Raw genomic sequence first — 26,875 nt, 5'->3', positions numbered from 1 at the left:
CACTCCTGCCCCCCCCCCCCCCCCCCCCCCCCCCCCCCCCCCCCCCCCCCCCCCCCCCCCCCCCCCCCCCCCCCCCCCCCCCCCCCCCCCGCGTCCTGCCGCGTGGTGGGTCTTCCGCACGAACCTCCCGCGCTCAGGCGCCCGAACGGGCGGCGGCCTCCTGCGCCTCCTGGGCGATCCGCTCGAACTGTGCCGCCATCGCCGCCTGCAGCGCCTGTGCGCCCGAGAGCGGGCGCACCATCACCGTGAACTCGTCGATCCGGCCGGACTCGTCGAGGTGCAGGAAGTCGCAGCCGCTGATCTCCCGCTCGCCCACGCGGGCCGTGAAGAGCAGCGCGTGGTCGCGGCCGTCCGCCGCGCCGATGACGCGCTCGTAGCGGAAGTCCTCGAACACGCGGGCCGCCCCGCGCAGGATCGCCGCCGTGAGCGCCTTGCCCCGGTAGGGCTTGAACACGACGGGACTGGTGAAGACCACGTCCTCGGCCAGCAGCGTTTCGAGGGCGTCAAGGTCGTGCGTCTCGACCGCCGTGCGGAATGCCTGCATCGCAGCTCCCCGGGTATGAGTACTAAACTATTTGAGTAGGTGCCGAGTAGGGTATTCACTTCTTGCTAGCGTGTCGACATGTCTCTCAAGTACGCCGTCCTGGCGGCTCTGCTGGAGGGCGAGGCCTCGGGCTACGAGCTGTCCAAGGTGTTCGACGTCTCGCTCGCCAACTTCTGGCCCGCCACGCCTCAGCAGCTCTACCGGGAGTTGGAGCGCCTCGCGGGCGACGGATTCATCGAGGCCCGCACGGTGCCGCAGGAACGACGGCCCACCAAGCGCCTCTTCCGGCTCACCGCGGCCGGCCGGGAACGGCTGAGCGCCTTCGCCGCCGAACCGACCCGGCGCCCCACCGCCGTTCGCGACGAGTTCCTGATCAAGATGCAGGCCATGGACGGCGTCGACCCCGCGGAGGTCCGCGCGCTGGTGGAGGAGCGCAGGGCCTGGGCCCTGGGCAAGCTCGCCCGCTACGAACGGGTCCGTGAGCGGTTGCTGGACGGCCGTACCGAGGAGCGGTACCTGCGGGAGTCCGACCGTGTCGGCCCCTATCTCACACTGCTCGCCGGCATCACCTTCGAGCAGGAGAACGCCCGTTGGTGCGAGCGCGTGCTCACGGTCCTGCGGGAGCGGCGCGCCCCCGCGGGACCCGCCGGGCAGGCCCTAGGCTGACCGGATGTTCAGCCCCGAAGGTCCCACCCTGCGCGAACTCGCCGTCCAGGCACTGTCGTCGGTCGAGCACGGCTACGACCTGCTCGCCCCGAAGTTCGACCACACCCCGTACCGGACGCCGGAGCGGGTGCTCGACGCCGTGGCCTCGGCGCTGGCACCGGTGGGCCCCTTCGGTACCGGCCTCGACCTGTGCTGCGGCACCGGTGCGGGTATGGAGGTGCTGGCCCGGGTGTGCGGCGGGAGCGTCACCGGGGTCGACTTCAGCGCGGGCATGCTGGACGTCGCCCGCAAGCGCGCCGTGCCCGCGGGGCCCGCGGTCTCCTTCGTGCGCGCGGACGCCCGCGCCCTGCCGTTCGGCCCCGCCTTCGACCTCGTGGTCAGCTTCGGGGCGTTCGGGCACTTCCTGCCCGGCGAACTGCCGGGCCTGTTCTCCCAGGTGCGCTCCGTACTGCGGCCGGGCGGCTGCTTCGCCTTCCCCGTCGCCGCACCGCCCCGACCCGGCTCGCGGGCGTACTGGACCCTGCTCGGCTTCGACACCGCGATGCGGGTGCGCAACGCGCTGTGGCGGCCGCCGTTCGTCATGTACTACCGGACGTTCCGGCTCGCGGACGTGGGCCGGGAGCTGGTTCGCGCGGGTTTCCGCGCGGAGTTGCGTGCCCTGCCCGAGTTCGGGCGCCGGCCCGACGGCGCCCCGCGTGCCCGGCTGGTGGTGGCCCGGCGGTTGTCGTGACGGTGGGCGGTGGCGCTCAGCCGGCCGCCGGCAGCGTGAACTCGTAGACCAGCGCGTCCTGAGGGGCGTCCACGAGGAGGTCCGTGATCTCCAGGGGCCGTGCGTACTGGTCGTGCACCCGCCGGACCACCCGGACCGACGACGACTCCGTGAGTGGGGTGATGGTGTCCCGGTGGTGCAGGGTCAGACCGGCCCTGCGCATCCAGTCGTAGGCCCGCCGCAGTTGCGCCGAGGCGGCGCCGTCGGCGCGGTCGCGGTACCGGGCGAGTTCCTCGACCTCGGCGAGCGCCACGGCGGAGAACGAGGTCACGGCCGTGCGCCGGCCGCCGCCGTCGGCGGTCGCGGACGTGTAGCGGTGGACCAGGGTCGGCCGGCCCGGCGCCAGCCCCAGGGCCGCGGCGTGCTCCCGCGGTGGTGCCTCCCAGGTGACGGTGGCCCGGTCGCCGGGGCACGGTTCCGCGGCCCGGGCGCCGACCGGGAAGGTGAGGGCCGCCGGGCTCCGGGCGGGCCGGGTCGGTAGGGCGGCGTGGCTGCCCCGCCGGTCGGTGGCGAGCAGCCCGTCCCGGCGCAGCACCTCCAGGGCCTGCCGGACGGTCTCCCGGCTGACTCCGAAGTGCTCGGCCAGTCGGCGTTCGCCGGGCAGTCGTTCGCCCGGTGGGACGGTCCCGTCGCGCAGCTCACCCAGCAGCCGGGTGGCGACCCGGAGGTACAGGGGCTGTGCGTCGGTGAGGGGGTGGTCGTGCGGGGTGGTGCGGGCCATGCCGCGCCCTCCTGTTGGTGACGTGCGGTAGCCGTGCGGGCTCGGTGCGCCACCAGGAGTACCATTGGTCTAAACCAGCTGGGAAGTGCGGTCCGCCGGTTCGGCCGAAACCTCACCCGGACGTCGACCGCACGTCACCTCGGAACAAGTCCCGGTACAGGCCTCCGACCGGTGCCGTTCCGCTTGGGCCGTCGGCGATGTGCGGCCCCGGGCGGTTCAGGGCGGGGCCCGGCAGGCCCCGCGCCGGAGCCCGCCGGGCCCCGTGCGCCGCCGCGACCGTCGTGTCCGAAAGCGTCCGAAAGCGCGCGGACCGGGGCCGGGGCCGGACCCCGCACCCGCCCGGCTCAGACGTACGAGCGCAGCCAGCGCAGCTTGGCGGCCTCCTGGAAGGGACCGCCGCCCTCGTGGTCGTTGAAGTCGTACACCTCGATCGCCTTGTCCTCGTGCGCCCAGGCGTTGAACGCCGCGAACACCGTCGACGGAGGGCAGGTCTGGTCCTCCAGGGCCGCCGAGAACAGGGCGGGGACCCGGCCGCGCGCCGCGAAGTGCACACCGTCGAAGTAGGACAGCGTGCGCAGCGCGTCCTCGGTGCGGCCCCGGTGCGTCTTGAGGTACAGGCCGATCTCCCGGTAGGGGTGCCGGTCGGTGAGCCGGGTGGCGCGCGGGAAGTCGCACAGGAACGGCACGTCCGGCGCGACGGCCGTCAGGTCCGGCACGAGCCCGCCGACGGCGATCGTGATGCCGCCGCCCTGACTCCCGCCGAGGGCGACCGTGCGCGCCGGGTCGGTCAGCGGGTGCGAGCGGGCCGCCTCGACCGCCCGCACGGCGTCGGTGAAGACGCGGCGGTAGTAGTAGTGCTCGGGAGCGTCCAGGCCGCGGGTCATGAAGCCCGGGTAGGCGGGCGTGCCGCCGACCGGGTCCGCGGTGCCGCCACCGCCGCCCCAGGCGCTGCCCTGACCGCGGGTGTCCATCACGAAGTGCGCCCGGCCGGTGGACGCCCACAGCAGGTGCTCGTGCGGCAGCCCGCGCCCGCCGCCGTAGCCGACGAACTCCACGATCAGCGGCAGCGGTTCGGTGGCGGCGGCCGGCAGGATCAGCCAGCCCTTCACCGGGTGACCGCCGAACCCGGCGAACGTCACGTCGTGCACCCGCACCGTGGACAGCCCCGTGTCCACCGGCTCGAAGCAGGCGTCCAGGTCGTGCTCGCGGGCTTCTTCCAGCGTCCTGCCCCAGAACGCGTCGAAGTCCTCGGGCTCGGCCGACTCGCTTCGACAGTGGCGGAGTTCGTCGAGCGGGAGGTCGAACAGGGCCATCGAGAACCGCCTTTGCGGGGAGTCGGTGCCGGACCGTACGGATGATCACACCGTACGGGAGTGATCGGAGGTCTCGCCAGATCCGACCACCGGCGCGGATGTCGATTTCCGCACCGTTCGGTCCGTCGAACGCCAGGTCAGGGTGGTGCGATGGGCTCGTTGAGGGAGCGGGTGCGTCGGCGGCCCGCGGGGGAGCACCGCCGAGATGGTCGGGTCACCGGCGCCGTGTCAGGCCCGGCGATGCGTCCACCGTGGCTCGGTGAGGGCCCAGTCGCGCTCCCACTCGGCCATCCGGTGCCGGAGGGCCACCCTGCGTACGGCACAGTGCGCGAGGAGCACCGTGAGCGCCGCGCCGAGCGTGGTGCACGCGCCGATGGTGACGCTGTGCTGCCACACCGCGGCGTCGCCCACCGGCGGGGGCACGCCCCGGCCGCGGGAGTCCAGCCACACGTCGACCGTGTCACCGTGCCGGGTGCCCGCCGGGACCCGTGCCGTGGTGCTGCGTTCGCCACCGTCCGGCGTGCTCCAGCGGACGGCCGCGCGGTACGAGTGGTCCCCGCCGACCTGCACCGACGGCAGCGCGTCGGGGGTCGTGCCGACCACCGTGGCGCGCACGCGGTGCCGCTCCGCCCGCTGTTCCACCGCGGTCGCCCGGGCCTCGCCGTGGCTCCACCAGGCGGTGGCGGCGCCGAGCAGCGGGGCCCCCAGGAAGAGCAGGACGGCGACGGCCAGCACGGTCCACGCCTCGACGACGTCCGACCGGCGGTGCAGCGGATTGCGCCGCAGGCGGCGGCCCCGGATCATGGTTCGCATCACGACCTCCTCGCGGATCATCACGGGCGGAGGACCGGAGGACCCGGGGCCGGAGGGCCGGGCGGACGGCCGTGCGAAGGCCGGGCCGTCGCGTCTCCGTGGGCAGGTGTCTCCGTGTCGCGCCGCGCGTACGAGTGCCCGCACAGGTCTGGTACCCCGTCCGACGGCTCCCGCTCACACGTCGCCCACCCCGAGAGGTCCGGAACGCCGGCGATCCGCGCCGCAGGCCAGGTGCCCGGCGTGGGCGCCACCGGGGCCCTTCCCGAGTGAGGGCCGCGCAGCCCGCTCGGGCGTCCGGGTCAGCCGAAGCGTTCGATCCTGATCCGGTCCACCGGCTGCCCGGCCGCCACCAGCAGCCGCGAGGCGTGTTCCGCGAAGGAGTTGGAGCCGCACACGTACGCCTCCCAGCCCCCGGCGGGCGGCCTGGACAGGAGCGGTGCCAGGTGCGCGGCGGCCAACCGGCCCACGGGCGTCCCGGCGGGCGCGCTGCGGGTGAACACGGGCGTCGTCTCCGCGCCGTACTCGTCGGCGTAGATCAGGTCCCCGGGAGTGCGCGCGGACACCAGCAGCCGCAGCGGGACCGTCAGGCCCCGAGCCCGGTGGTGCCGCACCATGGACATCAGCGGGACTACGCCGGAGCCCGCGCCCAGCAGCAGGGCGGGCCGGTCGCCCGGCCAGGCGAAGAAGCCGCTCAGCGGACCGCGCACCTCGATCCGGTCGCCGGGCCGGGCGACCGTGTGGAACCAGCCGGACACCTCGCCCTCCTCGACGTGGTCGAGGGTCAGCTCGATGTGGCCCGAGTCGTCGGGTGCGGACGCCAGCGAGTAGTGGCGCTGGGCCACGTACCCGTCCTCGGCGGTCAGCCGCAGCATCAGGTGCTGGCCGGGCACATGGCCCGCCCAGGCGGGCACCGCGAACCGGAAGGTGGACACGCGCGGCGTCTCGCGGCGGATCTCGGTGAGGGTGGCCGTCTGCCACGTTCCGGCCACCCGGCCGTTCACCTCGATGCGCCCGGGCACCGCGAAGCGCGTCGGAGGAGTGAAGCCCGCAGCGGTGCGTGTCGCCGTCTCAGTCACCGGAGTACCTCTGCTCCTCCCAGGGGTTGCCGCGCGCGTGGTAGCCGTTCCGCTCCCAGAAGCCCGGCTCGTCGCGGTCGAGGAGTTCCAGGCCCGCGATCCACTTCACGCTCTTCCAGAAGTACAGGTGCGGCACCACCAGGCGTGCCGGACCGCCGTGCTCCGGGGCCAGCGGCCGCCCGTCGTACTCCCACACGATCCAGGCCCGGCCGCCGGTCAGGTCGGCGAGGGGCAGGTTGGCCGAGTAACCGGTGTGCGCGTAGGCGACCGCGTGGGTGGCGGACGGCAGCGGGCCCGCCTCCTCCAGGAAGGTGTCCAGGGACACACCCCCGAAGCGCACGCCGAACTTCGACCAGCCGGTCACGCAATGGATGTCGCCCGCGTACGCCGACGCCGGCAGCCGATGGGCCCCGGCCCAGTCCCACGTGCGGGGCTCGGCGACCAGTCCGCCCACGCGGAAGGTCCAGTCGGCGGGCGACAGGTCGGGCGTGACCTCCGCGGACAGCACGGGCCAGTCGTCGCCGGCGTCGTACTGGCCGGGCGGCAGCTGCGGTCCGGTGGCGCGCGGGCGTCCGGTGAAGCCTCGGGTGGTGTTCATGCGGTGGGGCCTTTCGGGCCGCCGCGAGCAGGGCCCGCGGCCGGCGTGATCAGTGCGTACCCCCACCGTACGTGCCGCCGCACGCCGGCCGGGACCGGCCCGGTGGCTCAGGCGCCGTCCTGCCGCGGTCCCGGCCACGCGTTGTACCGCTCCAGATACGCGGCGAAGCGGACCAGGTCCTCCTCCGGCCAGTCCGCGAGCCGCCCTCGGAAGGCCTTCCGGCGGCTCTGGGTGACCTGGGCCAGGATGCGCCGTCCGGCGTCGGTCAGGTGCACGACCTGGACGCGGTGGTCGACCGGATCGCCCCGCCGCTCGACGAGCCCGGCGCGTTCCAGGGCGGAGACCTGACGGCTGACGGTGGACTTGTCCAGGGCGTAGTGGGCGGCCAGGTCGGTGGCCCGGCAGCCGTCCCGCTCCTCCAGGTGGCCGAGCAGGGTGTAGGAGACCAGGGACAGCTCCGGGTGCATGCGGCCGGCGGAGGCGCGGGCGCGGCGGGCGAAGGCCGTCATCTCCCGCTGGATGGTCTCCACGGCCGCGTCCGCAGGGCTGCCGCCGGTGGGGACGGTCCTCTCGTCGGGCGGGTCGGTTGCCGGCACGGGTCCTCCTCGTCGCTGGTCACGGAGTGCCACTCGGGAAGTGGTTGCATAAGTCAACCACGTGCGTCCCGGCGGTGACGGACCGGGCCGTGACCTCCCGGCACCGGACGCCCGGCCGTCGGCCGGCCCCCTGTGGCGACGGCGGCGCTGGGGTAGGGTGACCGACGGCCGCGGACCGCCCCGGCCACCGGACGCCTGGGAGGTGGGACCCATTACCGCTGTGTCGGCCCGGGTGCTCTTCCCCCACGACGGCGCGGTCACCGGCAACGGGTGACCGTGGGAGCGCCCTTCGGTTCTCGAAAGGCTCTCGCCCTTCATGCCTCCCTCGTCCCCCGCTTCTCCCTCCTCCTCCGCCTCCCCCCTCTCCGCGCCCTCGCGGGATTGGGTCGTGGCCGCACTGCGCGCCGCCGGCTGCGTCTTCGCCGAGGACGAGGCGGAGCTGATCTCGGCGGCGGCCCGCACCGCCGGGGAACTGACCTCCCTGGTGGATCGCCGCGTCAGCGGGCTGCCGCTCGAACTCGTCCTGGGGTGGGCCGAGTTCCACGGCCTGCGCATCGCCGTCGCCCCCGGTGTCTTCGTCCCCCGGCGCCGAACCGAGTTCCTCGTGGCCGAGGCCGTCGCCCAGGCGCCGGACGCGGCCGTCGTCGTGGACCTGTGCTGCGGCTCGGGCGCCGTCGGCGCGGCCCTGGCCGCCGCGCTCGACCGGCCCGAGGTGCACGCCGCCGACGTCGACCCGGCCGCCGTACGCTGCGCCCTCGGCAACCTCGCCGGCGTCGGCGGCCGGGTGTACACCGGTGACCTCTTCGACGCGCTGCCCGACGCCCTGCGGGGCCGGGTGGACATCCTCGCGGCCAACGTGCCGTACGTCCCCACCGGCGAGGTCGCCCTGCTGCCGGCCGAGGCCCGCGACCACGAACCGCTGGCCGCCCTCGACGGTGGCGCCGACGGCCTCGACGTCCTGCGCAGGGTCGCCGCCGAGGCGCCCCGCTGGCTCGCGCCCGGCGGTTGCCTGCTGGTCGAGACGAGTGAACGCCAGGCGCAGGCGGCCGTCGAGGCCTTCGCCCGGGCCGGCCTGAGGACCCGACTGGCGGTCAGCGAGGAGCTGTACGCCCACGTGGTGACCGGCGTCGCACGGTAGCGGCGCCGCACGGTAGCTGCGCCGCACGGCGTTGACGGGGGCCGCCGCGCGCGGGGCTGCGGGGGCTCCCCGCGTCCACGGAGCGGGGCCGCCGGCCACTACGCGGGATGCGTGGCCCGGGCGATCAGCAGGGCCACGTCGTCGGAGTTCTCCGGCTCGTGGAGGGTGCGCAGCAGCAGCTCGCAGACCTCCTCCAGGGGGCGGTCCGGGCCCTCCAGGAGGGCGAGGAGGGCGTCCAGCCGCTCGTCCAGCGGCTGCCGGCGCGTCTCCACGAGGCCGTCGGTGTAGAACACCAGCCGGTCGCCCGGCTCCAGGTCGACCGTCGTGGTGGCGAAGGCGACGCCGCCCACCCCGAGCGGCACCCCGGTCGGCAGGTCCAGCAGCTCCGGCGGACGACCGGCGCGCAGGCGGACGGGCGGCAGGTGCCCTGCGTTGGCGATCCGGCACTCCCGCCGGTGCGGGTCGTGGACGGCGTAGACGCAGGTCGCGATGGCCTGGTCCAGGCCGGCGGTGGTCCGGTCGAGGTGTTCGAGCAGGAACGCCGGGTCGAGGTCGAGCGCGGCCAGGGTGTTGGTCGCGGTGCGCAGGCGTCCCATGGAGGCCGCCGCCGCGATGCCGCTGCCCATCACGTCGCCCACCACGAGCGCGGTCTTGCAGCCCTCCAGTTCGATCACGTCGAACCAGTCGCCGCCGACCTCGCTGGTGGCCTCGGCGGGCTGGTAGCGGGAGGCGACCTCCAGGCCGCCCGTCACCGGCGGATGGCGCGGCAGCAGGCTGCGCTGGAGGGTGAGGGCCGCGTCGCGGGCGTTCTGGTACCAGCGCGCGTTGTCGATCTGCACCGCGGCGCGGGCGGCGAGTTCCCGGGCCAGCAGCAGGTCGTCCTCGTCGAACGACTGCGGGTTGCGGGTCCGTTTGAGGTCCAGGGCGCCCAGCACCTCGCCCCGCGCGATCAGCGGTACGGCCAGGTAGGAGTGCACGCCCGCCCGGCGCAGCAGCTCGGCGGCTTCAGGGGAGCGGGCGATGCGCGGCAGGTCCTCGCCCGTCACCTGCGCCACCATCACCGGCCGGCCGGTGCGCACGCACTCGGTGACCAGGCGCTCGGGCCCGTACCGGGCGACCTGTCCGGGCGGGTCGGCCGCGCGCAGGGCCAGCGGGGCGCCGTCGGCCTCCACGGCCAGCGCGCGGATCACGGCGGGCTCGGCCGGACCCAGGCTGCTGCGCCGGCCCTTCACCACGGCCTCCAGCAGGTCCACGGCCGCGATGTCGGCGAGGCCGGGCACGGCCACCTCGGCCAGTTCGTGCGCGGTGCGGTCCAGCTCCAGCGTGGTGCCGATCCGGGCCGAGGCATCCGCGACGGCGGCCAGCCGGTGTCGCGCGGCCTCCGCCTCGACCCCCGCGCGGTACTGCTCCGTGACGTCCACGACGGAGACGGCCACGCCCAGCACGGCTCCGGCGGCGTCCTCCAGCCGGTACAGCGAGAACGACCAGGCGTGTTCCTCGTCCGGGTCGGCGGGTGTCCGTCCGGTCGCGGACAGGTCGACGACCGGGCGCCCGGTCTCCAGCACCCGGCGCGCCGTCGCCTCCAGCGGGCCCGCCTCCACCTGCGGCAGCACCTCGCGGACCGTCCGCCCGAAGTGGTCCTCGGCGGACAGGCCGTTCATCCGCTCCAGGGCGGGGTTGACCGACACGTACCGCAGCCCGGTGTCCAGGACGGCCAGCCCGATCGGGGACTGCCGGATCACCCGGCTGGACAGCGCCACCTCGCGCTCCAGCTCACGCACCGTCGACCGGTCGACCGCGAGTCCCAGTGCGTAGACGTCCCCCCGGTCGTCCAGGAGCCGCATGTTGCGGAACTCCACCAGTCGGGTGCCGCCGTCCTTGCGGCGGACGGGGAACGCGCCGGCCCAGCTCCGGCCGGTCTTCATGACGTCGGCGAACAGCTGCACGGCCAGGTCCAGGTGGCGTTCGTCCACCATGATGCGCGCCGCGTAGTGTCCCAGCGCCTCCGCGGCGGAGTATCCGAACAGCTCCTCGGCCTGCGGGCTCCACAGCACGATCCGGCCTTCGGTGTCCAGTACCACCGAGGCCACGTTCAGCACGTCGAGCAGCCCGCTCGGCCCCACGGGCCCGTGGGGCGACGCGTCGCCCTCGAACCCGGCAGACCCGGCTGCACTCATCCCAAGCCCCGCCTTCGCCGTTCGCCGCGGCACGCCCTTTTGCTGCCGACTCCTTTGTTCTACCGCGTTCCACCGCGTACAGGGCCGCTTCTCCGCGGCCTGAGTGGTGCCCTTCCAGCATCACCCGGCACGACGGCGACCGCCGCACGGAGCACGACGGAGCACGGCCGAGGTTGGTCTGTACATGACTGCAAGGCCCGCGTCAGACTGTGCGCCGAACGCGCACCCTCGTGGCCCGACCACCCCCCCGCCGAGGAGCCCGCCCATGTCCCCGCACACCCGGCAGCGTCGTCGCTCCGCCCTCATCGGACTCGCCGTCCTGGCGTTCGGCCCGGGCCTCGCCGGCCCGGCCGCCGCGGCCTCCCCGCCCGCCGGTACGCCGAGCGGGGTGACCGCGGCCTCCCCGGCCGCCGGTACCTGGACCGAGGTGGGCTCCGACCGTGCCGACCCGCTGACCGAGAGCCAGGGCCTGGCGTCGGTCGAGGTCCCGGCCGGGAGCCCCAACCGCTACACCGGCATCGGCACCATCCCCCTGGGGCTCGGCATCCGCGGCTGGAACCACGTCGGCGACCCCGACGCCTCCTACGACGGCCACTACATCGAGCCGTACCAGCGCGACGACGGGAACACGAAGATGTTCCGCGTCCAGTCGCCGGACGGCCGCTGGTCGGAGTACGTGCACACGCTGAGCCCGGGTGAGGCCCGGAACAACTCCTGGTCCGCCGTCTCACCGGACGGCCAGTGGATGCTGGCCGGCGAGTGGGGCACCATGACCCGGCTGCTGGTCTTCCCGACGCCCGGCGTCAACCCGGCCACCTCGCCCTCGGCGAACCTCCCGCAGGCGGCCACCGTCCGCCTGGACCGCGCGGTGCGTGACGTCCAGGGCTGTGACTTCCTCGACGCCACCACCCTCCTGTGCTCCTCCGACGACCCGGAGGGCACCCTCTTCGGCATCACCAAGCCACTGCTGCGCGTCGACCTGTCCGCCGCGCCGAACGGCACCGCCGACGTCACCGGCCACGTCACGGCCCTGCGTCAGCTGCCCCTGCGCAGCGCCTGCTCGGGCGGCTTCGAGACGGAGGGCGTCGACTACGACCGGCGTACCGGCACCCTGCGCGTGATCGTCGTCTCGCCGGGCTTCTGCGTGCTGACGGACAGCAAGACGTACCGCTTCACACAGGGCTGAGCCGCCCCCTTCGCGCCGCACCCCAGGTGGTGCTTTTCTGGTGGTAGGGGTGAAGCGGGGTGGGCGATGAGAGGAGCGATCGCGATGGACGGTGAGCGACTGCACCCGGAGTCCGTCTCCGTGGAGCTGAGCGGGTGCAGCAAGGAGGACGCCCGGACCGTGTTCGACGCCCTGGGCGCGTGCTTCTCGTCCGACCGGCGCGCGGACGAGGTGCCCCGGGACCACCACGAGGTGCGGCCCACGGTGTGGCTGGGCACCTTCGACGTGGCCGACGCCCACGGCGGGTGCGACCCCGCCCGGCTCGCGGCCTCCGTCGAGGCGGACGTGCAGGGCGGCTACTGGGCGATCGAGCGCTTCCGCACCACGCTGGACTCCCTGTTCACCGTGCACGACCTGAGCGGGGCCTCCGGCGACCAGGAGCGGGAACTGCACGTCCGGCTGGAGAGTCACTGACCGGGGGCACAGTTTCCGTGCCGACGGCCGGTGTGGTGTGCGCCGCCCCTTTGTGCAACTAGTTGCACAAAGGGGCGGCCGTCCTCTACAACAGAGGCACGACACCGCGCACGGAGGCCCCGATGAGCCCGTACCCCCACCTGCTGAGCCCCCTGGACCTGGGCTTCACCACGCTGCCCAACAGGGTCCTGATGGGTTCCATGCACGTAGGCCTGGAGGAGGCCGAGCACGGCTTCGAGCGCATGGCCGCCTTCTACGCCGCCCGCGCCCGCGGGGGAGTGGGCCTGATCGTCACCGGCGGCATCGCCCCCAACGACGAGGGCCGGCCCTACGAGGGCGGCGCCAGGCTCACCACCGACGCGGAGGCCGCGCAGCACCGGACCGTCACCGACGCCGTGCACCGCGAGGGCGGCCGGATCGCCCTCCAGATCCTGCACTTCGGCCGGTACGCCTACCACGCCGACCTGGTCGCACCGAGCCCCCTCCAGGCGCCGATCAGCCCGCACGTGCCCCGGGAGCTGACCGACGCGGACGTCGAGCGCACCGTCGACGACTACGTCCGCACCGCCCGCCTCGCCCGCGAGGCCGGGTACGACGGCGTCGAGATCATGGGCTCCGAGGGCTACCTGATCAACGAGTTCATCGCCGCGCGGACCAACCACCGCACCGACCGCTGGGGCGGCTCGTACGAGAACCGCATGCGCTTCCCCGTCGAGATCGTGCGCCGGGTGCGCGAGGCGGTCGGCGAGGACTTCATCGTCGTCTACCGCCTGTCCATGCTCGACCTGGTGCCGGGCGGCTCCACGCTGGACGAGGTGATCACCCTTGCCAAGGCGGTCGAGGCCGCCGGAGCGACCCTCATCAACACCGGCATCGGCTGGCACGAGGCCCGCATCCCCACCATCGCCACCTCCGTGCCGCGCGGCGCCTACACGTGGGTGACCGAGCGCCTCATGGGCGAGGTGTCGGTGCCGCTGGTCACCACCAACCGCATCAACACCCCCGAGGTGGCCGAGCGGCTGCTCGCCGAGGGCGCGGCCGACATGGTGTCGATGGCCCGTCCGATGCTCGCCGACCCCGACTTCGTCGCCAAGGCCGCGGCCGGCCGCCCCGAGGCGATCAACACCTGCATCGGCTGCAACCAGGCCTGCCTCGACCACACCTTCAGCGGCCGGATCACCTCGTGCCTGGTCAACCCGCGCGCCTGCCACGAGACCGAGCTGGTCCTCGCCCCGACCCGGCGCCGCAAGCGCGTCGCGGTCGTCGGCGCGGGCCCCGCCGGGCTGGCCTGCGCGGTCAGTGCCGCCGAACGCGGCCACGAGGTCACCCTGTTCGACGCCGCCGGCGAGATCGGCGGGCAGCTCAACGTGGCCCGCAAGGTCCCCGGCAAGCAGGAGTTCGACGAGACGCTGCGCTACTTCCGCATTCAGCTGGAGACGCACGGCGTCGACGTACGGCTGAACACCCGGGTCGTGGCCGGCGACCTCGCCGGCCACGACGAGGTCGTCGTCGCCACCGGAGTCACCCCGCGCACCCCGGACATCCCCGGCGTCGACCACCCGAGCGTCGTCGGCTACCTCGACGTGCTCCGCGACGGAGCGCACGTGGGCGACCGGGTCGCGATCCTCGGCGCCGGGGGCATCGGCTTCGACGTCGCCGAGTACCTCACCGACGGCGGCGACAAGGCGCACGAGGACCCCGGCACGTACTTCCGCCTCTGGGGCGTCGACATGGACTACCGCTCGCCCGGCGGTCTCGCCGCACCCGAGCGCCCCGCGCCGCCGCGCACCGTCCACCTGCTCCAGCGCAGGACCTCGAAGGTCGGCGCCGGGCTCGGCAAGACCACCGGCTGGATCCACCGCACCGAGCTGAAGCACCGCGGCGTCACCATGGTCCCGGGCGTCCGCTACGACCGGATCGACGACGCCGGGCTCCATGTCACCGTCGGCGGCGAGTCCACGGTGCTGGAGGTCGACACGGTGGTCCTGTGCACGGGCCAGGAACCGAACCGCGGCCTCTACGAGGAACTGGTCGCCGCCGGGCGCGGCGCCCACCTCATCGGCGGCGCCGACGTGGCCGCCGAACTGGACGCCAAGCGCGCCATCAAGCAGGGCACCGAGCTGGCGGCGGCGCTCTAGGGGGCCTCGGGGAGGTACCGGCCGTCCCTAGGATGAGCCCATGTCACTCCCGCACGCGATCCTCACCGCCCTGGTCGAAAAGCCGTCGTCGGGGCTGGAGCTGACCCGCCGGTTCGACCGGTCGATCGGCTACTTCTGGTCGGCGACGCACCAGCAGATCTACCGCGAGCTGGGGAGGCTGGAGACGGACGGTCTGATCCGCGCGCTGCCCGGACAGCAGCCGGCGCGCGGACAGAAGAAGTCCTACGAGGTGTTGCCGGAGGGCCGCGCCGAACTGGCCCGCTGGACGGCCGCCGCGCAGGACCCCAAGCCCCTGCGCGACACGATGCTGCTGCGGCTGCGGGCCGCGGCCGTGGTCGGCACCACGGGGGTCGAGGCCGACCTGCGGCGCCACCTGGAGCTGCACGAACGGCAGTTGGCCGAGTACGAGGAGATCGAGGAGCGGGACTTCCCGCCGGGGAAGGACGGTACCGAGGACCGGCTGCGGCACCTGGTGCTGCGCGCCGGCATCGACCTGGAGACGTTCTGGACCCGGTGGCTGAGGCACGCGCTGGCGGAGTTCGCCGAGCTGCCCGGCGAGGAGTCCGCCTGACCACCGTGCGGGTGCCGCCGGAGCGGCTCAGAACCGGTACGGCTTCGCGCGGCGGCGCAGGAACCAGGTGGCGGCGATGACGCCGGCGCCGACCAGCGCGCCGCCCGCCACGAGGGTGGCCGTGCCGTAGTCCTCGACGGCACCGCCGAGACCGCCCATGACGCCGCGCGGCGACGCGGACGGCGAGGGGGAGGCCGGGCGGCTGGGCGAGGGGGTGGGCGCCGCGGAGACGATGACGGTCTGGCTGCCCGCGGTGCTGTTGTTGGAGCACAGGACGATGACGGTGTAGGTGCCCGGGCTGATCCCCGTCCAGCCGGCGGACTGACCGGAACTCGTCCCGGACAGGGCCACCTGCCGCCCCTGGGCGAAGTCCCCCTGACTGCCGGTGAGCAGCGAGGCGGTGCCCCAACTGCCGTTGAGCTGGGCGCAGGCGGTGGTGGTGACGGACACCGTGGTCCCCGTGGTGCTCACGGAGATCCCCGGGCCGGCCGAGGCCGGCCCGGCGGCCAGGGTGACGGGCAGCGCGGCGGCTGCCACGGTCAGGCCGGAGCGGAGGAATGGCGATGAGATGCGCATGTGGACTGCCCTCCGGCGGCACGGTCGACGGTACGTCCCTTGCGCCGCCGAAACGGAAACGCCCGTGCTGCCTCAGGGGCAGCCAACAGCGCGGCGGCGGCCCCCGCATGCCGAGCGCGACCGCCCAGGTGACGCGCCCCCGCCCGGCGCACGGCGGCGGGACGTCAGCCGCTCTCGCCCGTGGTCACCTTCCGCTCCGCCGAGAGGCCTCCCCAGGTGCCGTCCGACAGCCTCGCCCGGACGCGCACCCGGTGCGTGACCCCGGCCTCGCGTCCGGCGTAGAAGCTGTACTCGGCCCGGTCGCGCGGTGCGTCGCCGCCGAACACGAGGGAGGTGGCCGGGCGGCCGTCCAGGTGGATCTGGTACTCGGTGACCACGCCGTCCGTGCGTGGCGGCACCCAGGTCAGGTCGATGTGGTAACCCCCGTCGGCGTGACGGGAGACGGCCCGCAGCGCGGTGGGCGCGGTGGCCCGGCCGTCGTCGGTCCCCGGGGTGGTGAGCCGGACGGCGTCGCCGGCGGCGGAGACGTTGTCGGCGGCGTCCCGCGCCCTGACGGTGAAGGCGTAGCGGGTTCCCGGGCGCAGCCCCGTGACCACGGCCGCCGTCTGACCACCCCCGACGCTGTGGACCTTGGTGCCGCCCTGGTGGACGTCGTACGACACCACTCCGCGGTCGTCGGTGGCCGCGGTCCAGCTGAGCTGGACCGCACGGCTGCCCACCACCCGGCCCCGGACCCCGCCGGGGCGGGTCGGGGCGGAGTCGTCGGCCACGGTGGCGGGGGTGGTCGCCCGCACCTCCTGGCTGCGCGGCCCGAGCCGTCCGTCGGCGCGCGCCCGCACGGTGAAGGCGTAGGCCGTCGAGGGGCGCAACCGGGTGACGTCCACCATGCGCTCGGACGCCGGCACCTCCTTCACCAGCGTGCCGCCGCGGTACACCTCGTAGGCCTCGACGTCGTCGACCGCGTTCCACATCACGTGCACGGTCGTCGCGCTGCCCGCCTCGGCGGTGACGCCCGTCGGCGCGCCGGGCAGTGCGCCGCCCTCGTCGCCGTCACCGCCCGTGCCCCAGGCGCAGGACGTGACCAGGGCGAGCGTCCCGCAGAACAGGGCGCAACGGCGCAGCAGGGAGGCGGCGGGAACGGTGGGAACGGGAACCTCTCGCACGGCTCGGCCTCCAGGGCGGTTCCGGCTCGACGACGGCCCGGGGTCCGGGACGGCCTCGACGTGACGGCAATGGTCCGGACCAATATGACGGGGTGACGCGATCACATCAAGAGGGTGGTGGCGGTGGCCGCCCGGAAGGGTTACGTATGCTGAGGTCTCACGGCCGAAGTCCCTTTCATGTCCGGGACGTTCGGGCCACGGTGCGGGCCGCTGTCGTCGCTGATCCCGCGCCGGCGCGAGCGGCCGGGCGGACCGGAGCCGGCACGGGCCCGGCCCGCCCGACCCGCTCGCGCGCTCCCACCGCGGCGCCCCGGGCGCACGGGAGCCCACCGCCCGGTTCCGCCGCCGGGGATGCACCGTCTGGCCCGTCTGGCCCACAAAAGGTGGCCGCGCGGCCGATTCGGGGACAGATGTGGCCGAGTGATCGTCCCAGTCCCGAGGAGAGGCCCATCGTGCGTGTCCAGTCGCTGACACTGGTCGCGGCCAGCGCCGCCCTGCTCGCCCCCACCACGCTCCCCGACGCGCCGGCCGCCCACCGGCCGGGTCCCCGGGCCCACCTCGGCTCCGGTCACCAGCTCCAGGCCGGGCCCGTCCGCGCGGACCGGTCCGGCCCCCGGATCGGACCTCTCGCGCCCGTGCGGCGCGGACTCATGGGACCGTACCGGGACCGGCCGCGGTCCGAGGCCGGGAGAGGGGCGCGGGAGGTGGCCGGCGAGGGGCCCGTCCGCGCGGCCGACCTGCTGGCCCGGATGCGGGACTGCGAACCCGTCTCGGAGGGCCGCTACCGCAGCGACGCCGGAGCGCCGGCGGACATCCCGGTCTGCGGCACGCGGGACGCCGTGTACTGGAAGGCGGACCTGGACGTCGACTGCGACGGCCGGCCCGGGGACCGCTGCAACGCCCGCACCGACCCGCACTTCACCCCCGCAACCGCGTACACCCGGCCGGACGGCACGCCCCTGGACGCCGAACGCCTGCCCTACGTCGTCGTCCCCCAGCCGAGCGACATCTGGGATCACCGGGAGGACGACGTCCGCGGCGGGTCGGTGGCGGCCCTCGTCCACGGGGACCGGGTGCGGTACGCGGTCGTCGGCGACGTGGGTCCGCGCGACATCATCGGCGAGGCCTCCTACGCCGCCGCGAAGACCCTCGGCATCCCGGCCGACCCGCACGGGGGCGGTACCGACTCCGGCGTGACGTACATCGTCTTCAAGGGCAGCGAGGTCGAGCCCATCGACGACGAGGCCGCCGCCGAGAAGGCGGGGAAGCGGCTGGCGCGGGAGTTCGTGGACGGCGGGTGACCCGCGGGTCTGACGACGACGCTGCGCACCGCCCTGAGAACCGCGGCGGCCGACTTCAGCCGATCTGCCGGGCCCTACGCAGGCCGGGGGAGAGAGGGGTGGGGCCGGGGTCGGCTGGGTGGGAGCAGCCGACCCCGGCTCCCGGTCACTCCTTCCGGTAGGAATACGCCTCCGCGGCCGCCGCCTCTACAGCCGAGAGGTCGGCGCCCGTCGCTGCCGTGACGACCGCGGCCACCGCACCCTCGACGAACGGGGCGTCCACCAGACGGGTGTCCTCGGGCAGTTCGTCACCCTCGGCGAGCAGCGCCTTGACCGTGAGTACGGCGCTGCCGAGGTCGGTGAGGACCGCGACCCCCGCGCCCCGGTCCACGGACGCGGCCGCGGCGGACACCAGCTCGGAGCTGGTGCCGAACCCGCCGGACGCGGTACCGCCCGCCGCCGCGACCGGCACCGCCGGGCCACCGCCCGACAGGGCCTTCGCCAGCTCGGCCACCGACGCGGCGACCTCCGCGCTGTGCGACACCAGTACGATCCCGACCAGCTTCTTCTCACTCACCGGAGGCCTCCTCCAGCGCGGCCACCAGCAGCGCCGCCGAGGTGGCCCCGGGGTCCTGGTGGCCGACGCTGCGCTCGCCGAGATAGCTCGCCCTGCCCTTGCGGGCCCGCAACGGCACGGTCGCCCCGGCCCCCTCCTCGGCCGCGGCACGGGCCGCCGCGAACGACTCGTTGAGGGCGTCCACGGCCGGTACCAGGGCGTCGATCATGGTCTTGTCGCCCGGCGCGGCGCCCCCGAGGGTCCGCACGGCGTCCACCCCGGTGCGCAGCGCGTCGGCCAGCTGCCCGGCGCTCACCTCGGCGGCGTCCCCGAGGGCCTTTCCGGTACGGCGCAGCAGCGTCCCGTACAGCGGCCCCGACGCGCCGCCGACCGTCGAGATGAGCTGCCGTCCGGCGAGGGTCAGCACCGCGCCGGGGGTGTCGGGTGCCTCCTTCTCCAGCGTGGCCGTCACTGCGTGGAAGCCGCGCTGGAGGTTGCTGCCGTGGTCGGCGTCGCCGATCGGCGAGTCGAGGGCGGTGAGCCGTTCCGCCTCGCGGTCGACCATCGCGGCGGTCGCCGTCATCCAACGGCGGAAGAAGTCGGCGTCGAGCACTGGTTCTCCTTGCCTGGTAGGTACGGTGTGATCCCTTCCCCGTCCACCGTCACATGCCCCACCTCAGACCCGCTGTCCGCACCGGCGCGTCCCACAGGGCGAGCAGCTCCTCGTCGATCTCGCACAGGGTGACCGAGGCGCCCGCCATGTCCAGCGAGGTGACGTAGTTGCCGACGAGGGTGCGGGCGACGGCGACACCGCGCTCGCCGAGCACCCGCTGCACCTCGGCGTTGAAGCCGTACAGCTCCAGCAACGGCGTCGCACCCATGCCGTTGACCAGCACGAGTACGGGACTGCGCGGAGCGAGGTCCGTCAGTACCGCGTCCACGGCGGCCTCGGCGATCTCACCGGAGGTCATCATCGGACGCCGCTCCCGGCCGGGTTCCCCGTGGATGCCGATGCCCAGTTCCAGTTCACCGGCCGGCAGGTCGAAGGTGGGACTGCCCTTGGCCGGTGTGGTGCACGCGCTGAGCGCGACGCCGAAACTGCGGGAGCGGTCGTTGACCTGACGGGCGATCGCCTCCACCCGCTCCAGCGACCGCCCCTCCTCGGCCGCGGCGCCGGCGATCTTCTCCACGAACAGCGTCGCCCCCGTGCCGCGCCGCCCGGCGGTGTAGAGGCTGTCCGTCACCGCCACATCGTCGTTCACCAGCACCTTCGCCACCTGGATGCCCTCGTCCTCGGCCAGCTCTGCGGCCATGTCGAAGTTGAGCACGTCGCCGGTGTAGTTCTTGACGACGAACAGCACGCCCGCGCCGCTGTCCACGGCCGCCGCAGCCCGCACCATCTGGTCCGGCACCGGCGAGGTGAACACCTCACCGGGACATGCCGCGGACAGCATCCCGGGACCCACGAACCCGCCGTGCAGGGGCTCGTGCCCCGAGCCGCCCCCCGACACCAGGGCGACCTTCCCGGCCACGGGGGCGTCCCGCCGCACGATCACCCTGTTCTCGACATCGACCGTCAACTCGGGATGGGCCGCCGCCATCCCGCGCAGCGCGTCCGCGACGACGGTCTCGGAGACGTTGATGAGCATCTTCACGGGTACCTCCTGGGGAGCCCGGCAGGCCGGTCGGGGACCTGCGTCCTGGCTGGTCGGTGTGGGTGGGAGCCTTTTCTCGATCGCGGCATCCATGACGGCTCGGAGCGGTTTCGGCGGTACCGGTGCCGACTGGATGCCGGCTTCGGTGACGGGTCGTCAGGTCGTCGGACGGTCGGACGCGGATGGGTCGGGATGCCGCTGTCGGCAGTATCGACCTTGCGGGAGCGAAGGTCACGCGCGAGAGCCGCATGGGCGCGCCCCGGTCCGTCGGGAACCGCGCGGCTGCGGCCGCACGCCGGTGCCGCGCCGCCTCGCGCCGTACGAGACCGCGGCCACCGGCACGGACGCGCCGTCGCGCCGGGCAGCACCACCCCCGGTGGCATCCGCCGCAGGTGCCGAGGGAGCGGGCCTGTGCGGCCCGGGCCTCACGCCGGCTGCCAGATCCGGGTCAGTGTCTGAGGGGTGAGTACCCGCTCGGGCGGGCCGTGTCCGACCAGCCGTCCGTCGCTGAGGAGCAGACAGGCGTCGGCCGAGCGGGCGGCCTCGAGATCGTGCGTGGCCTGGACGACGGTCGTGCCGTCGGCCACCAGGTCGGTCAGCAGGGCCGTGATGCGCTCCCGGGCTTCGGGGTCGAGGCCGGTGGTCGGCTCGTCCAGCAGCAGGAGGTCGGACTGCTGGGCAAGGCCCTGGGCGATCAGGACGCGCTGGCGCTGGCCACCCGACAACTCGCCGAGCTGGCGGGCGCCGAGGTCGGCGACGCCCAGCCGTTCCATGGCGGAGTCGACCACGGCCCGGTCCTGCCGGGTCGGCCGCCGCCACAGTCCACGCTCGCCCCAGCGGCCCATCTCCACGGCCTGCCGCGCCGTGAGGGGAAGCGTGTCGCCGACGGCGCCGCGCTGCGGGACGAACGCCGGGGGCGAGCCCTCCGCGTACCTGAGCTGCCCGGATGTGGCAGTGATCACGCCGGCGAGGACGCCCAGCAGCGTGGACTTGCCGCTGCCGTTCGGTCCGACGAGTGCGGTCATGGTCAAAGCCGTTATTCCCGCGCTGAGTTGACGGAGAACGGAGCGGCCGGGGTAGCCGGCGTTCAGCTCGTGGAACCGGACGCGCTCGCTCCTGGCTTCGTCGTCCGGCGGTGACAGCGGGTTGTTTTTGAACATGGTTGTCATTGTAGGGTCCTCGTATGGAGTGGTTGACGGCCCCTTTCGAGGTGGCCTTTGTGCAGCGGGCCCTGTGGGCCGGGATCCTGGTGTCGGCGATATGCGCCCTCGCGGGTACGTGGGTGGTGCTGAGGGGGATGGCCTTCCTCGGTGACGCCATGTCCCACGGGCTGCTGCCCGGTGTCGCGGTCGCCTCGCTGCTCGGCGGCAACCTGCTGGTGGGGGCGGTGGTGAGCGCGGCCGTCATGACGGCGGGCGTCACGGCGCTCGGACGCACTCCGAGACTGTCCCAGGACACCGGCATCGGCCTGCTGTTCGTCGGCATGCTGTCGCTCGGCGTCATCATCGTGTCCCGCTCGCAGTCCTTCGCGGTGGACCTCACCGGCTTCCTCTTCGGTGACGTCCTCGCCGTGCGGGAGAGCGACCTGACGCTCCTCGGGGCGGCCCTGCTGCTGGCGCTGGCCGTCTCGGTGCTCGGCCACCGTGCCTTCCTGGCCCTGGCGTTCGACGAGCGCAAGGCCCGCACGCTCGGGCTGCGCCCCCGGCTCGCCCACGCCGTGCTGCTGGGACTGCTGGCGCTGGCCATCGTCGCCTCGTTCCACATCGTGGGCACGCTCCTCGTCCTCGGCCTGCTCATCGCGCCGCCCGCGGCGGCGCTGCCCTGGGCGCGCAGCGTGCGCGGGGTCATGGTCCTGGCCGCGGTCCTCGGCGCCGCCGCCACCTTCGGCGGCCTGCTCCTGTCCTGGCACGTGAGCACCGCGGCCGGTGCGACCGTCTCGGCCCTCGCGGTCGGCCTGTTCTTCCTGTCCCACCTGGCGTCCGGACTCCGGCACCGCCGCAGTGCGCGCCGGGCCGGCCTCCCGGCTCCGGCGGTCGCCTCGGCTCCGAGCGCTCCCATGTCCCGACCGAACGAAACCTGAGGCGATCTCCTTGTTCGTCCGAAGAAACGTCACATCGCTGGCCCCGGCTCTGGCGGCCGTGGTCCTCCTGACCGCCGGGTGCGGAGGCCAGGACGACGTCAAGTCCGACTCCGAGAAGCCCGCTTCCTCCACCACCCCGCACGGCTACGTCGAGGGTGCCACCGAGGCGGCCGAGCAGCAGTCCCGGCTCCTGCTCGCAGACACCGGCAGCGGCGACACCCGGGTGCTGGACCTGATCACCGGCAAGGTGCACGACACCGCCCGCAGACCCGGTGTCACCGCACTCACCACGGACGGCCGCTTCGGCTACTTCCACGGTGCGGACGGCACCCAAGTCCTCGACAGCGGCGCGTGGATGGTCGACCACGGCGACCACGTGCACTACTACCGCGCGAGGATCCGGGAGGTCGGCGAGTTCCCGGGAGGCACCGGTACGCGCGTCCGCGGTGACGCGGGTGTCACCGCGGTCACGGCGGCGGACGGGAAAGCGAGCGTGTACCCCCGCGCCGAGCTGGAACAGGGCGCCCTCGGCACCCCCACCCGGCTCCCGGACACCTACGCCGGCGCCGTCGTGCCGTACGCGGAACACCTGATCACCCTCACCGGCGAGAGCCCCGCGAGGGTCGCCGTGCTCGACCGGTCCGGCAAGCGGGTCGCCACCCCGGAGGGGGAGGAGTGCGAGGACCCGCGGGGCGACGCGGTCACCCGGCGCGGGATCGTCCTCGGCTGCGCCGACGGAGCCCTGCTCGTCCACGAGGACGACGGCACCTTCACCGCCGAGAAGATCCCCTACGGCCAGGACGTGCCGCGGCACGAGCGCGCCACCGAGTTCCGGCACCGCCCCGGCAGCAGCACCCTCACGGCACCTGCGGGCAAGGGCGCCGTCTGGGTCCTGGACGTCACCAAGGGTGCCTGGACCCGGGTGGAGACCGGCCCCGTGGTCGCCGCGAACACCGCCGGTGAAGGCGCGCCGCTGCTGGTCCTGGAGACCGACGGAGCCCTGCACGGCTACGACATATCCGACGGCGCGGAGACCACGGTCACCGACCCCCTGCTGAAGGACCTCCCCGAAGCCGGGGCCGGGAGCACCACCACTCCGGCGATCGAGGTGGACCGCAGCCGCGCCTACCTCAACGACCCCGAGGGCAGGCGCGTGTACGAGATCGACTACAACGACAGCCTCCGCGTGGCCCGCACCTTCGACCTGGACGTCAGGCCGTCCCTGATGGTGGAGACGGGCCGATGAGCGTGCGTGTGGGTGCGGCACGGGTCCGTGCCCTGCTGGTGGCCCTGGTCAGCTTCTCCGTCCTCGCCGGTACGGCGACCGGCTGCGCGGGCGGTGGCGGCGAACGGCCCCGGGTCGTGGTGACCACCAACATCCTCGGCGACATCACCCGGGAGATCGTCGGGGACGAGGCGGACGTCAGTGTCCTGATGAAGCCCAACGCCGACCCGCACTCCTTCGGGCTGTCGGCCGTGCAGGCCGCGGAGCTGGAGAACGCGGACCTGGTCGTCTACAACGGGCTCGGTCTCGAGGAGAACGTACTGCGGCACGTCGAAGCGGCCCGCGACTCCGGCGTGGCCACCTTCGCGGCAGGCGAGGCGGCCGACCCGCTCACCTTCCACACCGGGCAGGAGGGCGGCCCCGAGGAGGAGGCCGGCGAACCCGACCCGCACTTCTGGACCGATCCCGACCGGGTGCGCAAGGCCGCCGGCCTGATCGCCGACCAGGTCGCCGAACACGTGGACGGCGTGGACGAGAAGGCCGTCCGGGCCAACGCGGCACGCTACGACGGACAACTCGCCGACCTCACCACCTGGATGGAGAAGTCCTTCGACGCCGTCCCCGAGGACCGGCGCGCCCTGGTGACCAACCACCACGTCTTCGGTTACCTCGCCGACCGCTTCGGCTTCCGCGTGATCGGCGCCGTCATCCCCAGCGGCACCACCCTCGCCTCCCCCAGCTCCTCCGACCTGCGCTCCCTCACCAAGGCCATGGAGGAGGCCGGCGTGCGCACCGTCTTCGCCGACTCCTCCCAGCCCACCCGGCTCGCCGAGGTGCTGCGCCAGGAGATGGGCGGCGACGTCGACGTCGTCCCGCTGTACTCCGAGTCGCTGACCGAGAAGGGCAAGGGCGCCGGCACCTACCTGGAGATGATGCGCGCCAACACCTCGGCCGTGGCCGGCGGCCTCACCGGCGACTGAACGCGCTTCCCCGCGGCCCGGCGAACCGAACACGCCGGCCGTTCCACCACATGAACCCGCGCCCCCGTGGGCCGGAAAGGAAAAGACACACGATGAACAGGTCGACTCGCGCCAGAACGCTCACCGGCACGGCACTCGCCCTGGCGGCGGCCATGGCGCTGACCGCCTGCGGCGGCGGCGACGCCTCCTCCGACGCCGAGCCGAAGAAGCAGACGAAGAGCAGCGAGGCCGCTGCCGTCAAGAACCCGGTCGTCGCCTCGTACGACGGGGGTCTCTACGTCCTCGACGGCGAGACCTTGAAGCTGGCGAAGAGCGTCGAGCTGCCCGGTTTCAACCGGGTCAACCCGGCGGGCGACGAGGACCACGTCATCGTCTCCACCGACACCGGCTTCCGCGTGTTCGACGCCGCCCGGCAGGAGTTCACCGACGCCGAGTTCAAGGGCGCCAAGCCGGGCCACGTCGTGCGGCACGGCGGCAGGACGGTGCTCTTCACCGACGGCACGGGCGAGGTGAACGTCTTCGACCCCGCCGACCTGGCCGGCGGGAAGCAGCCGGAGGGCCGCACCTACACCTCCGCCGAGCCCCACCACGGTGTCGCCATCGAACTGACGGGCGGCGAACTCGTCACCACGCTGGGAACCGAGGAGAAGCGCACCGGCGCCCTCGTCCTGGACAAGGACGACAAGGAGATCGCGCGCTCCGAGGACTGCCCCGGTGTGCACGGTGAGGCCGCCGCCCAGGGCGACGTGGTCGGACTCGGCTGCGAGGACGGCGTCCTGCTCTACAAGGACGGCAAGTTCACCAAGGTGGACGCCCCCGACGACTACGCCCGCACCGGCAACCAGGCCGGCAGCGACGCCTCCCCGATCCTCCTGGGCGACTACAAGACCGACCCCGAGGCGGAGCTGGAGCGGCCGACCCGCATATCGCTGATCGACACCCGCACCGCGAAGATGAAGCTCGTCGACCTCGGCACCAGCTACTCCTTCCGCTCCCTCGCCCGCGGCCCGCACGGTGAAGCCCTCGTGCTCGGCACCAACGGCGTGCTGCACGTCATCGACCCGGAGACCGGCAAGGTCGAGAAGAAGATCGACGCCGTCGGCGACTGGACCGAGCCCCTGGACTGGCAGCAGCCCAGGCCCACCCTGTTCGTCCGTGACCACACGGCCTACGTCTCCGAACCGGGCAAGCGCCAACTGCACGCCTTCGACCTGGACTCGGGCGAGAAGCTGACGTCCGTGACACTGCCGAAGGGCACCAACGAGCTGTCCGGGACGGTGGCCGGTCACTGACCGGTCCCGCCCGACGGACCGCTGAGCGGCCCGCAGGGGAACGCCCGCCCCACTCGTGCTCCGGCGGGCGTTCCGTGCGATCCGCACCCAGCGCGGTCGCCCGGCGGCTCTGACCCGCACGGATCAGTCGAGGAGTGCCGTTGCCTCGACCTCGACGAGGACGTCCGGCTCGAAGAGGTACTCGACGCCGATGAGGGAGGACGGCGGCATGGGGGAGCGGAGTCCGAGTTCGTCGGCGACCGCCTCCACGCCGTCCATGAACGCACCGATCTTCTCCGGGCTCCACCGCGTCACGTAGAACGTCAGGCGCAGCACGTCGGCGAAGGACGCTCCCGCGCCCGCCAGGCCGATCGAGGTGTTGCGCAGCGCCTGGGCGACCTGCCCGGCCAGATCGTCGGGCGCCACGGGGGTTCCGTCGGCCCGGCGCGCGATCTGCCCGCTGACGTGGACGTGTCTCGTCCCGGTGCCCACGGCGACATGGTGGTAGGGGGTCGGCTGCAGCATGCCGTCCGGGGTGAAGTGCTGAACAGTCATGGGCTTCTTCCTCACGAGCGACGGAGTAGGTATCGGTAAGCTACTTAGTGGAAGAAGGACACTTCAACGAGACCAGGTTTCGTCATGGATACCGACGAGGAACTCGTCATCGAGGCCCCGCACCGCGAACTGCTCGACCAGATCCTCGACAAGTGGTCGCTCAGCATCCTCAACGAACTCTGCGAACGTCCGTGTCGCTTCAACGAACTGCGCCGGGCCATCCCCCAGGTCACGCAGAAGTCGCTGACCGCGACGCTCCGGCGACTGGAACGCAACGGCGTGATCGAACGCGAGGTCGTCTCCACCCGCCCGGTGGCGGTCCTGTACCGGATCACGCCGCTCGGCAAGACCCTTCGGCACCCCGTCGACGTGCTGCTGGCCTGGGCCTCGCGGAACATGCCCGCGGTCGAGCGCGCACGCGGAGCCTTCGACGGGCGGGAAGAGGCCGAAGGGCGCTGACCGCCTCGCGCGCGTCACGCGAAGGCCGGGGAACGCCGCCCCGCCACCGGGCCCCCGAGTCCGTCCCGCCGCCCGGGCAGCCCCAACCACCGTGCCCGAGAGGCCCATTGACACCCGCCGTGCCGGGTGATTGCATCCCGTCATGCCTCCTTCGGAGCCTCTGACCCGTCGCCGCGCCGTGGACCTCGTCCGCGTGGCCGCCGCGCTGTGTCGGCTCCACGGCTGATCGACTTCTCGGGTTCGCCCCCTCTTCCGTCGGTCGCGCGACGCGTGCGCCGCCGGGCTCCCAGGCCTG

General features: G+C 73.7%; 29 protein-coding genes. 14 read left to right on the top strand and 15 right to left on the bottom strand.

What is annotated here, in order from left to right; translation table 11 throughout:
- Window positions 1-133: 133 nt before the first annotated feature.
- Complete coding sequence (locus ACZ6EG_RS23965) at window positions 134-544, bottom strand: nuclear transport factor 2 family protein (RefSeq protein WP_384691553.1); 411 nt, start codon at window positions 542-544, stop codon at window positions 134-136.
- A 78-nt stretch (window positions 545-622) separates the two neighbouring features.
- Between ACZ6EG_RS23965 and ACZ6EG_RS23960 the strand changes: the two genes are divergently transcribed.
- Window positions 623-1,210 (top strand): PadR family transcriptional regulator, encoded by a 588-nt coding sequence (locus ACZ6EG_RS23960; protein ID WP_469607406.1) that lies wholly within the window; start codon window positions 623-625, stop codon window positions 1,208-1,210.
- A 4-nt stretch (window positions 1,211-1,214) separates the two neighbouring features.
- Window positions 1,215-1,940 (top strand): class I SAM-dependent methyltransferase, encoded by a 726-nt coding sequence (locus tag ACZ6EG_RS23955; RefSeq protein WP_391969156.1) that lies wholly within the window; start codon window positions 1,215-1,217, stop codon window positions 1,938-1,940.
- A gap of 16 nt (window positions 1,941-1,956) precedes the next feature.
- Here ACZ6EG_RS23955 and ACZ6EG_RS23950 read toward each other — a convergent pair whose 3' ends face one another.
- The 6 genes from ACZ6EG_RS23950 to ACZ6EG_RS23925 form a co-directional block, all read right to left on the bottom strand.
- Entirely contained in the window at window positions 1,957-2,700 is a 744-nt protein-coding gene (locus ACZ6EG_RS23950; RefSeq protein WP_391969155.1) for a GntR family transcriptional regulator, read from the bottom strand.
- Window positions 2,701-3,044: 344 nt separating this feature from the next.
- Window positions 3,045-4,013, bottom strand: a complete 969-nt coding sequence (locus ACZ6EG_RS23945) for an acetylxylan esterase (RefSeq protein ID WP_469607402.1) — start codon at window positions 4,011-4,013, stop codon at window positions 3,045-3,047.
- A gap of 228 nt (window positions 4,014-4,241) precedes the next feature.
- Window positions 4,242-4,826, bottom strand: a complete 585-nt coding sequence (locus tag ACZ6EG_RS23940; RefSeq protein ID WP_391969153.1) for an Rv1733c family protein — start codon at window positions 4,824-4,826, stop codon at window positions 4,242-4,244.
- A 299-nt stretch (window positions 4,827-5,125) separates the two neighbouring features.
- Window positions 5,126-5,845: a ferredoxin reductase gene (locus ACZ6EG_RS23935; protein ID WP_391969482.1), complete on the bottom strand. Its 720-nt coding sequence runs from the start codon at window positions 5,843-5,845 to the stop codon at window positions 5,126-5,128.
- Window positions 5,846-5,894: 49 nt separating this feature from the next.
- Window positions 5,895-6,500 carry a sulfite oxidase-like oxidoreductase gene (locus ACZ6EG_RS23930; RefSeq protein ID WP_469607399.1) on the bottom strand — a complete coding sequence of 202 codons (606 nt, stop codon included), beginning with the start codon at window positions 6,498-6,500 and terminating at the stop codon, window positions 5,895-5,897.
- A 107-nt stretch (window positions 6,501-6,607) separates the two neighbouring features.
- Complete coding sequence (locus ACZ6EG_RS23925; RefSeq protein WP_469607842.1) at window positions 6,608-7,009, bottom strand: MarR family winged helix-turn-helix transcriptional regulator; 402 nt, start codon at window positions 7,007-7,009, stop codon at window positions 6,608-6,610.
- 403 nt (window positions 7,010-7,412) lie between these two features.
- On the opposite strand from ACZ6EG_RS23925, the gene ACZ6EG_RS23920 reads away from it, so the two are divergent.
- Window positions 7,413-8,234, top strand: coding sequence for a putative protein N(5)-glutamine methyltransferase (locus ACZ6EG_RS23920; RefSeq protein ID WP_469607396.1), 822 nt, complete (start codon window positions 7,413-7,415; stop codon window positions 8,232-8,234).
- A gap of 98 nt (window positions 8,235-8,332) precedes the next feature.
- Here ACZ6EG_RS23920 and ACZ6EG_RS23915 read toward each other — a convergent pair whose 3' ends face one another.
- Complete coding sequence (locus ACZ6EG_RS23915; RefSeq protein WP_391969149.1) at window positions 8,333-10,411, bottom strand: SpoIIE family protein phosphatase; 2,079 nt, start codon at window positions 10,409-10,411, stop codon at window positions 8,333-8,335.
- A 265-nt stretch (window positions 10,412-10,676) separates the two neighbouring features.
- On the opposite strand from ACZ6EG_RS23915, the gene ACZ6EG_RS23910 reads away from it, so the two are divergent.
- The 4 genes from ACZ6EG_RS23910 (at window position 10,677) to ACZ6EG_RS23895 (ending at window position 14,780) form a co-directional block, all read left to right on the top strand.
- Window positions 10,677-11,597, top strand: a complete 921-nt coding sequence (locus tag ACZ6EG_RS23910; protein ID WP_391969148.1) for a hypothetical protein — start codon at window positions 10,677-10,679, stop codon at window positions 11,595-11,597.
- An 84-nt stretch (window positions 11,598-11,681) separates the two neighbouring features.
- Window positions 11,682-12,050 (top strand): hypothetical protein, encoded by a 369-nt coding sequence (locus ACZ6EG_RS23905; RefSeq protein ID WP_391969147.1) that lies wholly within the window; start codon window positions 11,682-11,684, stop codon window positions 12,048-12,050.
- Between the two features lie 122 nt (window positions 12,051-12,172).
- A complete protein-coding gene (locus ACZ6EG_RS23900) occupies window positions 12,173-14,188 on the top strand; it encodes an oxidoreductase (protein ID WP_469607391.1) in 2,016 nt (671 codons plus the stop codon).
- 40 nt (window positions 14,189-14,228) lie between these two features.
- Window positions 14,229-14,780 carry a PadR family transcriptional regulator gene (locus ACZ6EG_RS23895; protein WP_391969145.1) on the top strand — a complete coding sequence of 184 codons (552 nt, stop codon included), beginning with the start codon at window positions 14,229-14,231 and terminating at the stop codon, window positions 14,778-14,780.
- A gap of 27 nt (window positions 14,781-14,807) precedes the next feature.
- On the opposite strand, the gene ACZ6EG_RS23890 is transcribed toward ACZ6EG_RS23895, so the two are convergent.
- Together ACZ6EG_RS23890 and ACZ6EG_RS23885 are read right to left on the bottom strand one after the other, a co-directional pair.
- On the bottom strand, window positions 14,808-15,356 hold the full coding sequence (locus tag ACZ6EG_RS23890; RefSeq protein WP_361010669.1) for a hypothetical protein: 549 nt from the start codon (window positions 15,354-15,356) through the stop codon (window positions 14,808-14,810).
- A gap of 164 nt (window positions 15,357-15,520) precedes the next feature.
- Window positions 15,521-16,519, bottom strand: coding sequence for a fibronectin type III domain-containing protein (locus ACZ6EG_RS23885; RefSeq protein WP_391969144.1), 999 nt, complete (start codon window positions 16,517-16,519; stop codon window positions 15,521-15,523).
- Between the two features lie 452 nt (window positions 16,520-16,971).
- Here ACZ6EG_RS23885 and ACZ6EG_RS23880 point away from each other — a divergent pair, with 452 nt between their 5' ends.
- Complete coding sequence (locus tag ACZ6EG_RS23880) at window positions 16,972-17,820, top strand: glycoside hydrolase family 75 protein (RefSeq protein ID WP_469607385.1); 849 nt, start codon at window positions 16,972-16,974, stop codon at window positions 17,818-17,820.
- 145 nt (window positions 17,821-17,965) lie between these two features.
- On the opposite strand, the gene ACZ6EG_RS23875 is transcribed toward ACZ6EG_RS23880, so the two are convergent.
- From ACZ6EG_RS23875 to aztA, 4 genes are all read right to left on the bottom strand, one after another.
- Window positions 17,966-18,376: a PTS-dependent dihydroxyacetone kinase phosphotransferase subunit DhaM gene (locus ACZ6EG_RS23875; protein WP_391969142.1), complete on the bottom strand. Its 411-nt coding sequence runs from the start codon at window positions 18,374-18,376 to the stop codon at window positions 17,966-17,968.
- A complete protein-coding gene (gene dhaL, locus ACZ6EG_RS23870) occupies window positions 18,369-18,968 on the bottom strand; it encodes a dihydroxyacetone kinase subunit DhaL (protein ID WP_469607382.1) in 600 nt (199 codons plus the stop codon). The genes ACZ6EG_RS23875 and dhaL overlap by 8 nt, the downstream gene beginning before the upstream one ends.
- Before the next feature lie 49 nt (window positions 18,969-19,017).
- A complete protein-coding gene (dhaK, locus tag ACZ6EG_RS23865) occupies window positions 19,018-20,010 on the bottom strand; it encodes a dihydroxyacetone kinase subunit DhaK (RefSeq protein WP_391969140.1) in 993 nt (330 codons plus the stop codon).
- A 425-nt stretch (window positions 20,011-20,435) separates the two neighbouring features.
- A complete protein-coding gene (gene aztA / locus ACZ6EG_RS23860) occupies window positions 20,436-21,179 on the bottom strand; it encodes a zinc ABC transporter ATP-binding protein AztA (protein WP_391969139.1) in 744 nt (247 codons plus the stop codon).
- 14 nt (window positions 21,180-21,193) lie between these two features.
- Between aztA and aztB the strand changes: the two genes are divergently transcribed.
- The 4 genes from aztB to aztD all read left to right on the top strand — a co-directional run bounded on the left by aztB (window position 21,194) and on the right by aztD (window position 25,587).
- Window positions 21,194-22,090, top strand: a complete 897-nt coding sequence (aztB, locus tag ACZ6EG_RS23855; protein WP_391969138.1) for a zinc ABC transporter permease AztB — start codon at window positions 21,194-21,196, stop codon at window positions 22,088-22,090.
- Between the two features lie 10 nt (window positions 22,091-22,100).
- A complete protein-coding gene (locus tag ACZ6EG_RS23850) occupies window positions 22,101-23,336 on the top strand; it encodes a hypothetical protein (RefSeq protein ID WP_469607377.1) in 1,236 nt (411 codons plus the stop codon).
- Window positions 23,333-24,295, top strand: coding sequence for a zinc ABC transporter substrate-binding protein AztC (gene aztC / locus ACZ6EG_RS23845; RefSeq protein ID WP_391969136.1), 963 nt, complete (start codon window positions 23,333-23,335; stop codon window positions 24,293-24,295). Before ACZ6EG_RS23850 ends, aztC begins: the two co-directional genes overlap by 4 nt.
- A 92-nt stretch (window positions 24,296-24,387) precedes the next feature.
- A complete protein-coding gene (gene aztD, locus ACZ6EG_RS23840) occupies window positions 24,388-25,587 on the top strand; it encodes a zinc metallochaperone AztD (RefSeq protein ID WP_391969135.1) in 1,200 nt (399 codons plus the stop codon).
- Window positions 25,588-25,710: 123 nt separating this feature from the next.
- Here the strand turns inward: aztD and ACZ6EG_RS23835 are convergent, their stop codons facing one another.
- The gene (locus ACZ6EG_RS23835) at window positions 25,711-26,121 is read right to left on the bottom strand and encodes a RidA family protein (RefSeq protein ID WP_391969134.1); all 411 of its coding nucleotides are present in this window, start codon (window positions 26,119-26,121) and stop codon (window positions 25,711-25,713) included.
- 84 nt (window positions 26,122-26,205) lie between these two features.
- On the opposite strand from ACZ6EG_RS23835, the gene ACZ6EG_RS23830 reads away from it, so the two are divergent.
- A complete protein-coding gene (locus ACZ6EG_RS23830; protein ID WP_391969133.1) occupies window positions 26,206-26,580 on the top strand; it encodes a winged helix-turn-helix transcriptional regulator in 375 nt (124 codons plus the stop codon).
- A gap of 142 nt (window positions 26,581-26,722) precedes the next feature.
- Window positions 26,723-26,806 carry a putative leader peptide gene (locus ACZ6EG_RS23825; RefSeq protein ID WP_356610175.1) on the top strand — a complete coding sequence of 28 codons (84 nt, stop codon included), beginning with the start codon at window positions 26,723-26,725 and terminating at the stop codon, window positions 26,804-26,806.
- Window positions 26,807-26,875 lie beyond the last annotated feature (69 nt).

The sequence above is a fragment of the Streptomyces sp. NPDC041968 genome, assembly GCF_055589025.1.
This window is presented reverse-complemented; position numbering and strand designations above follow the sequence as displayed.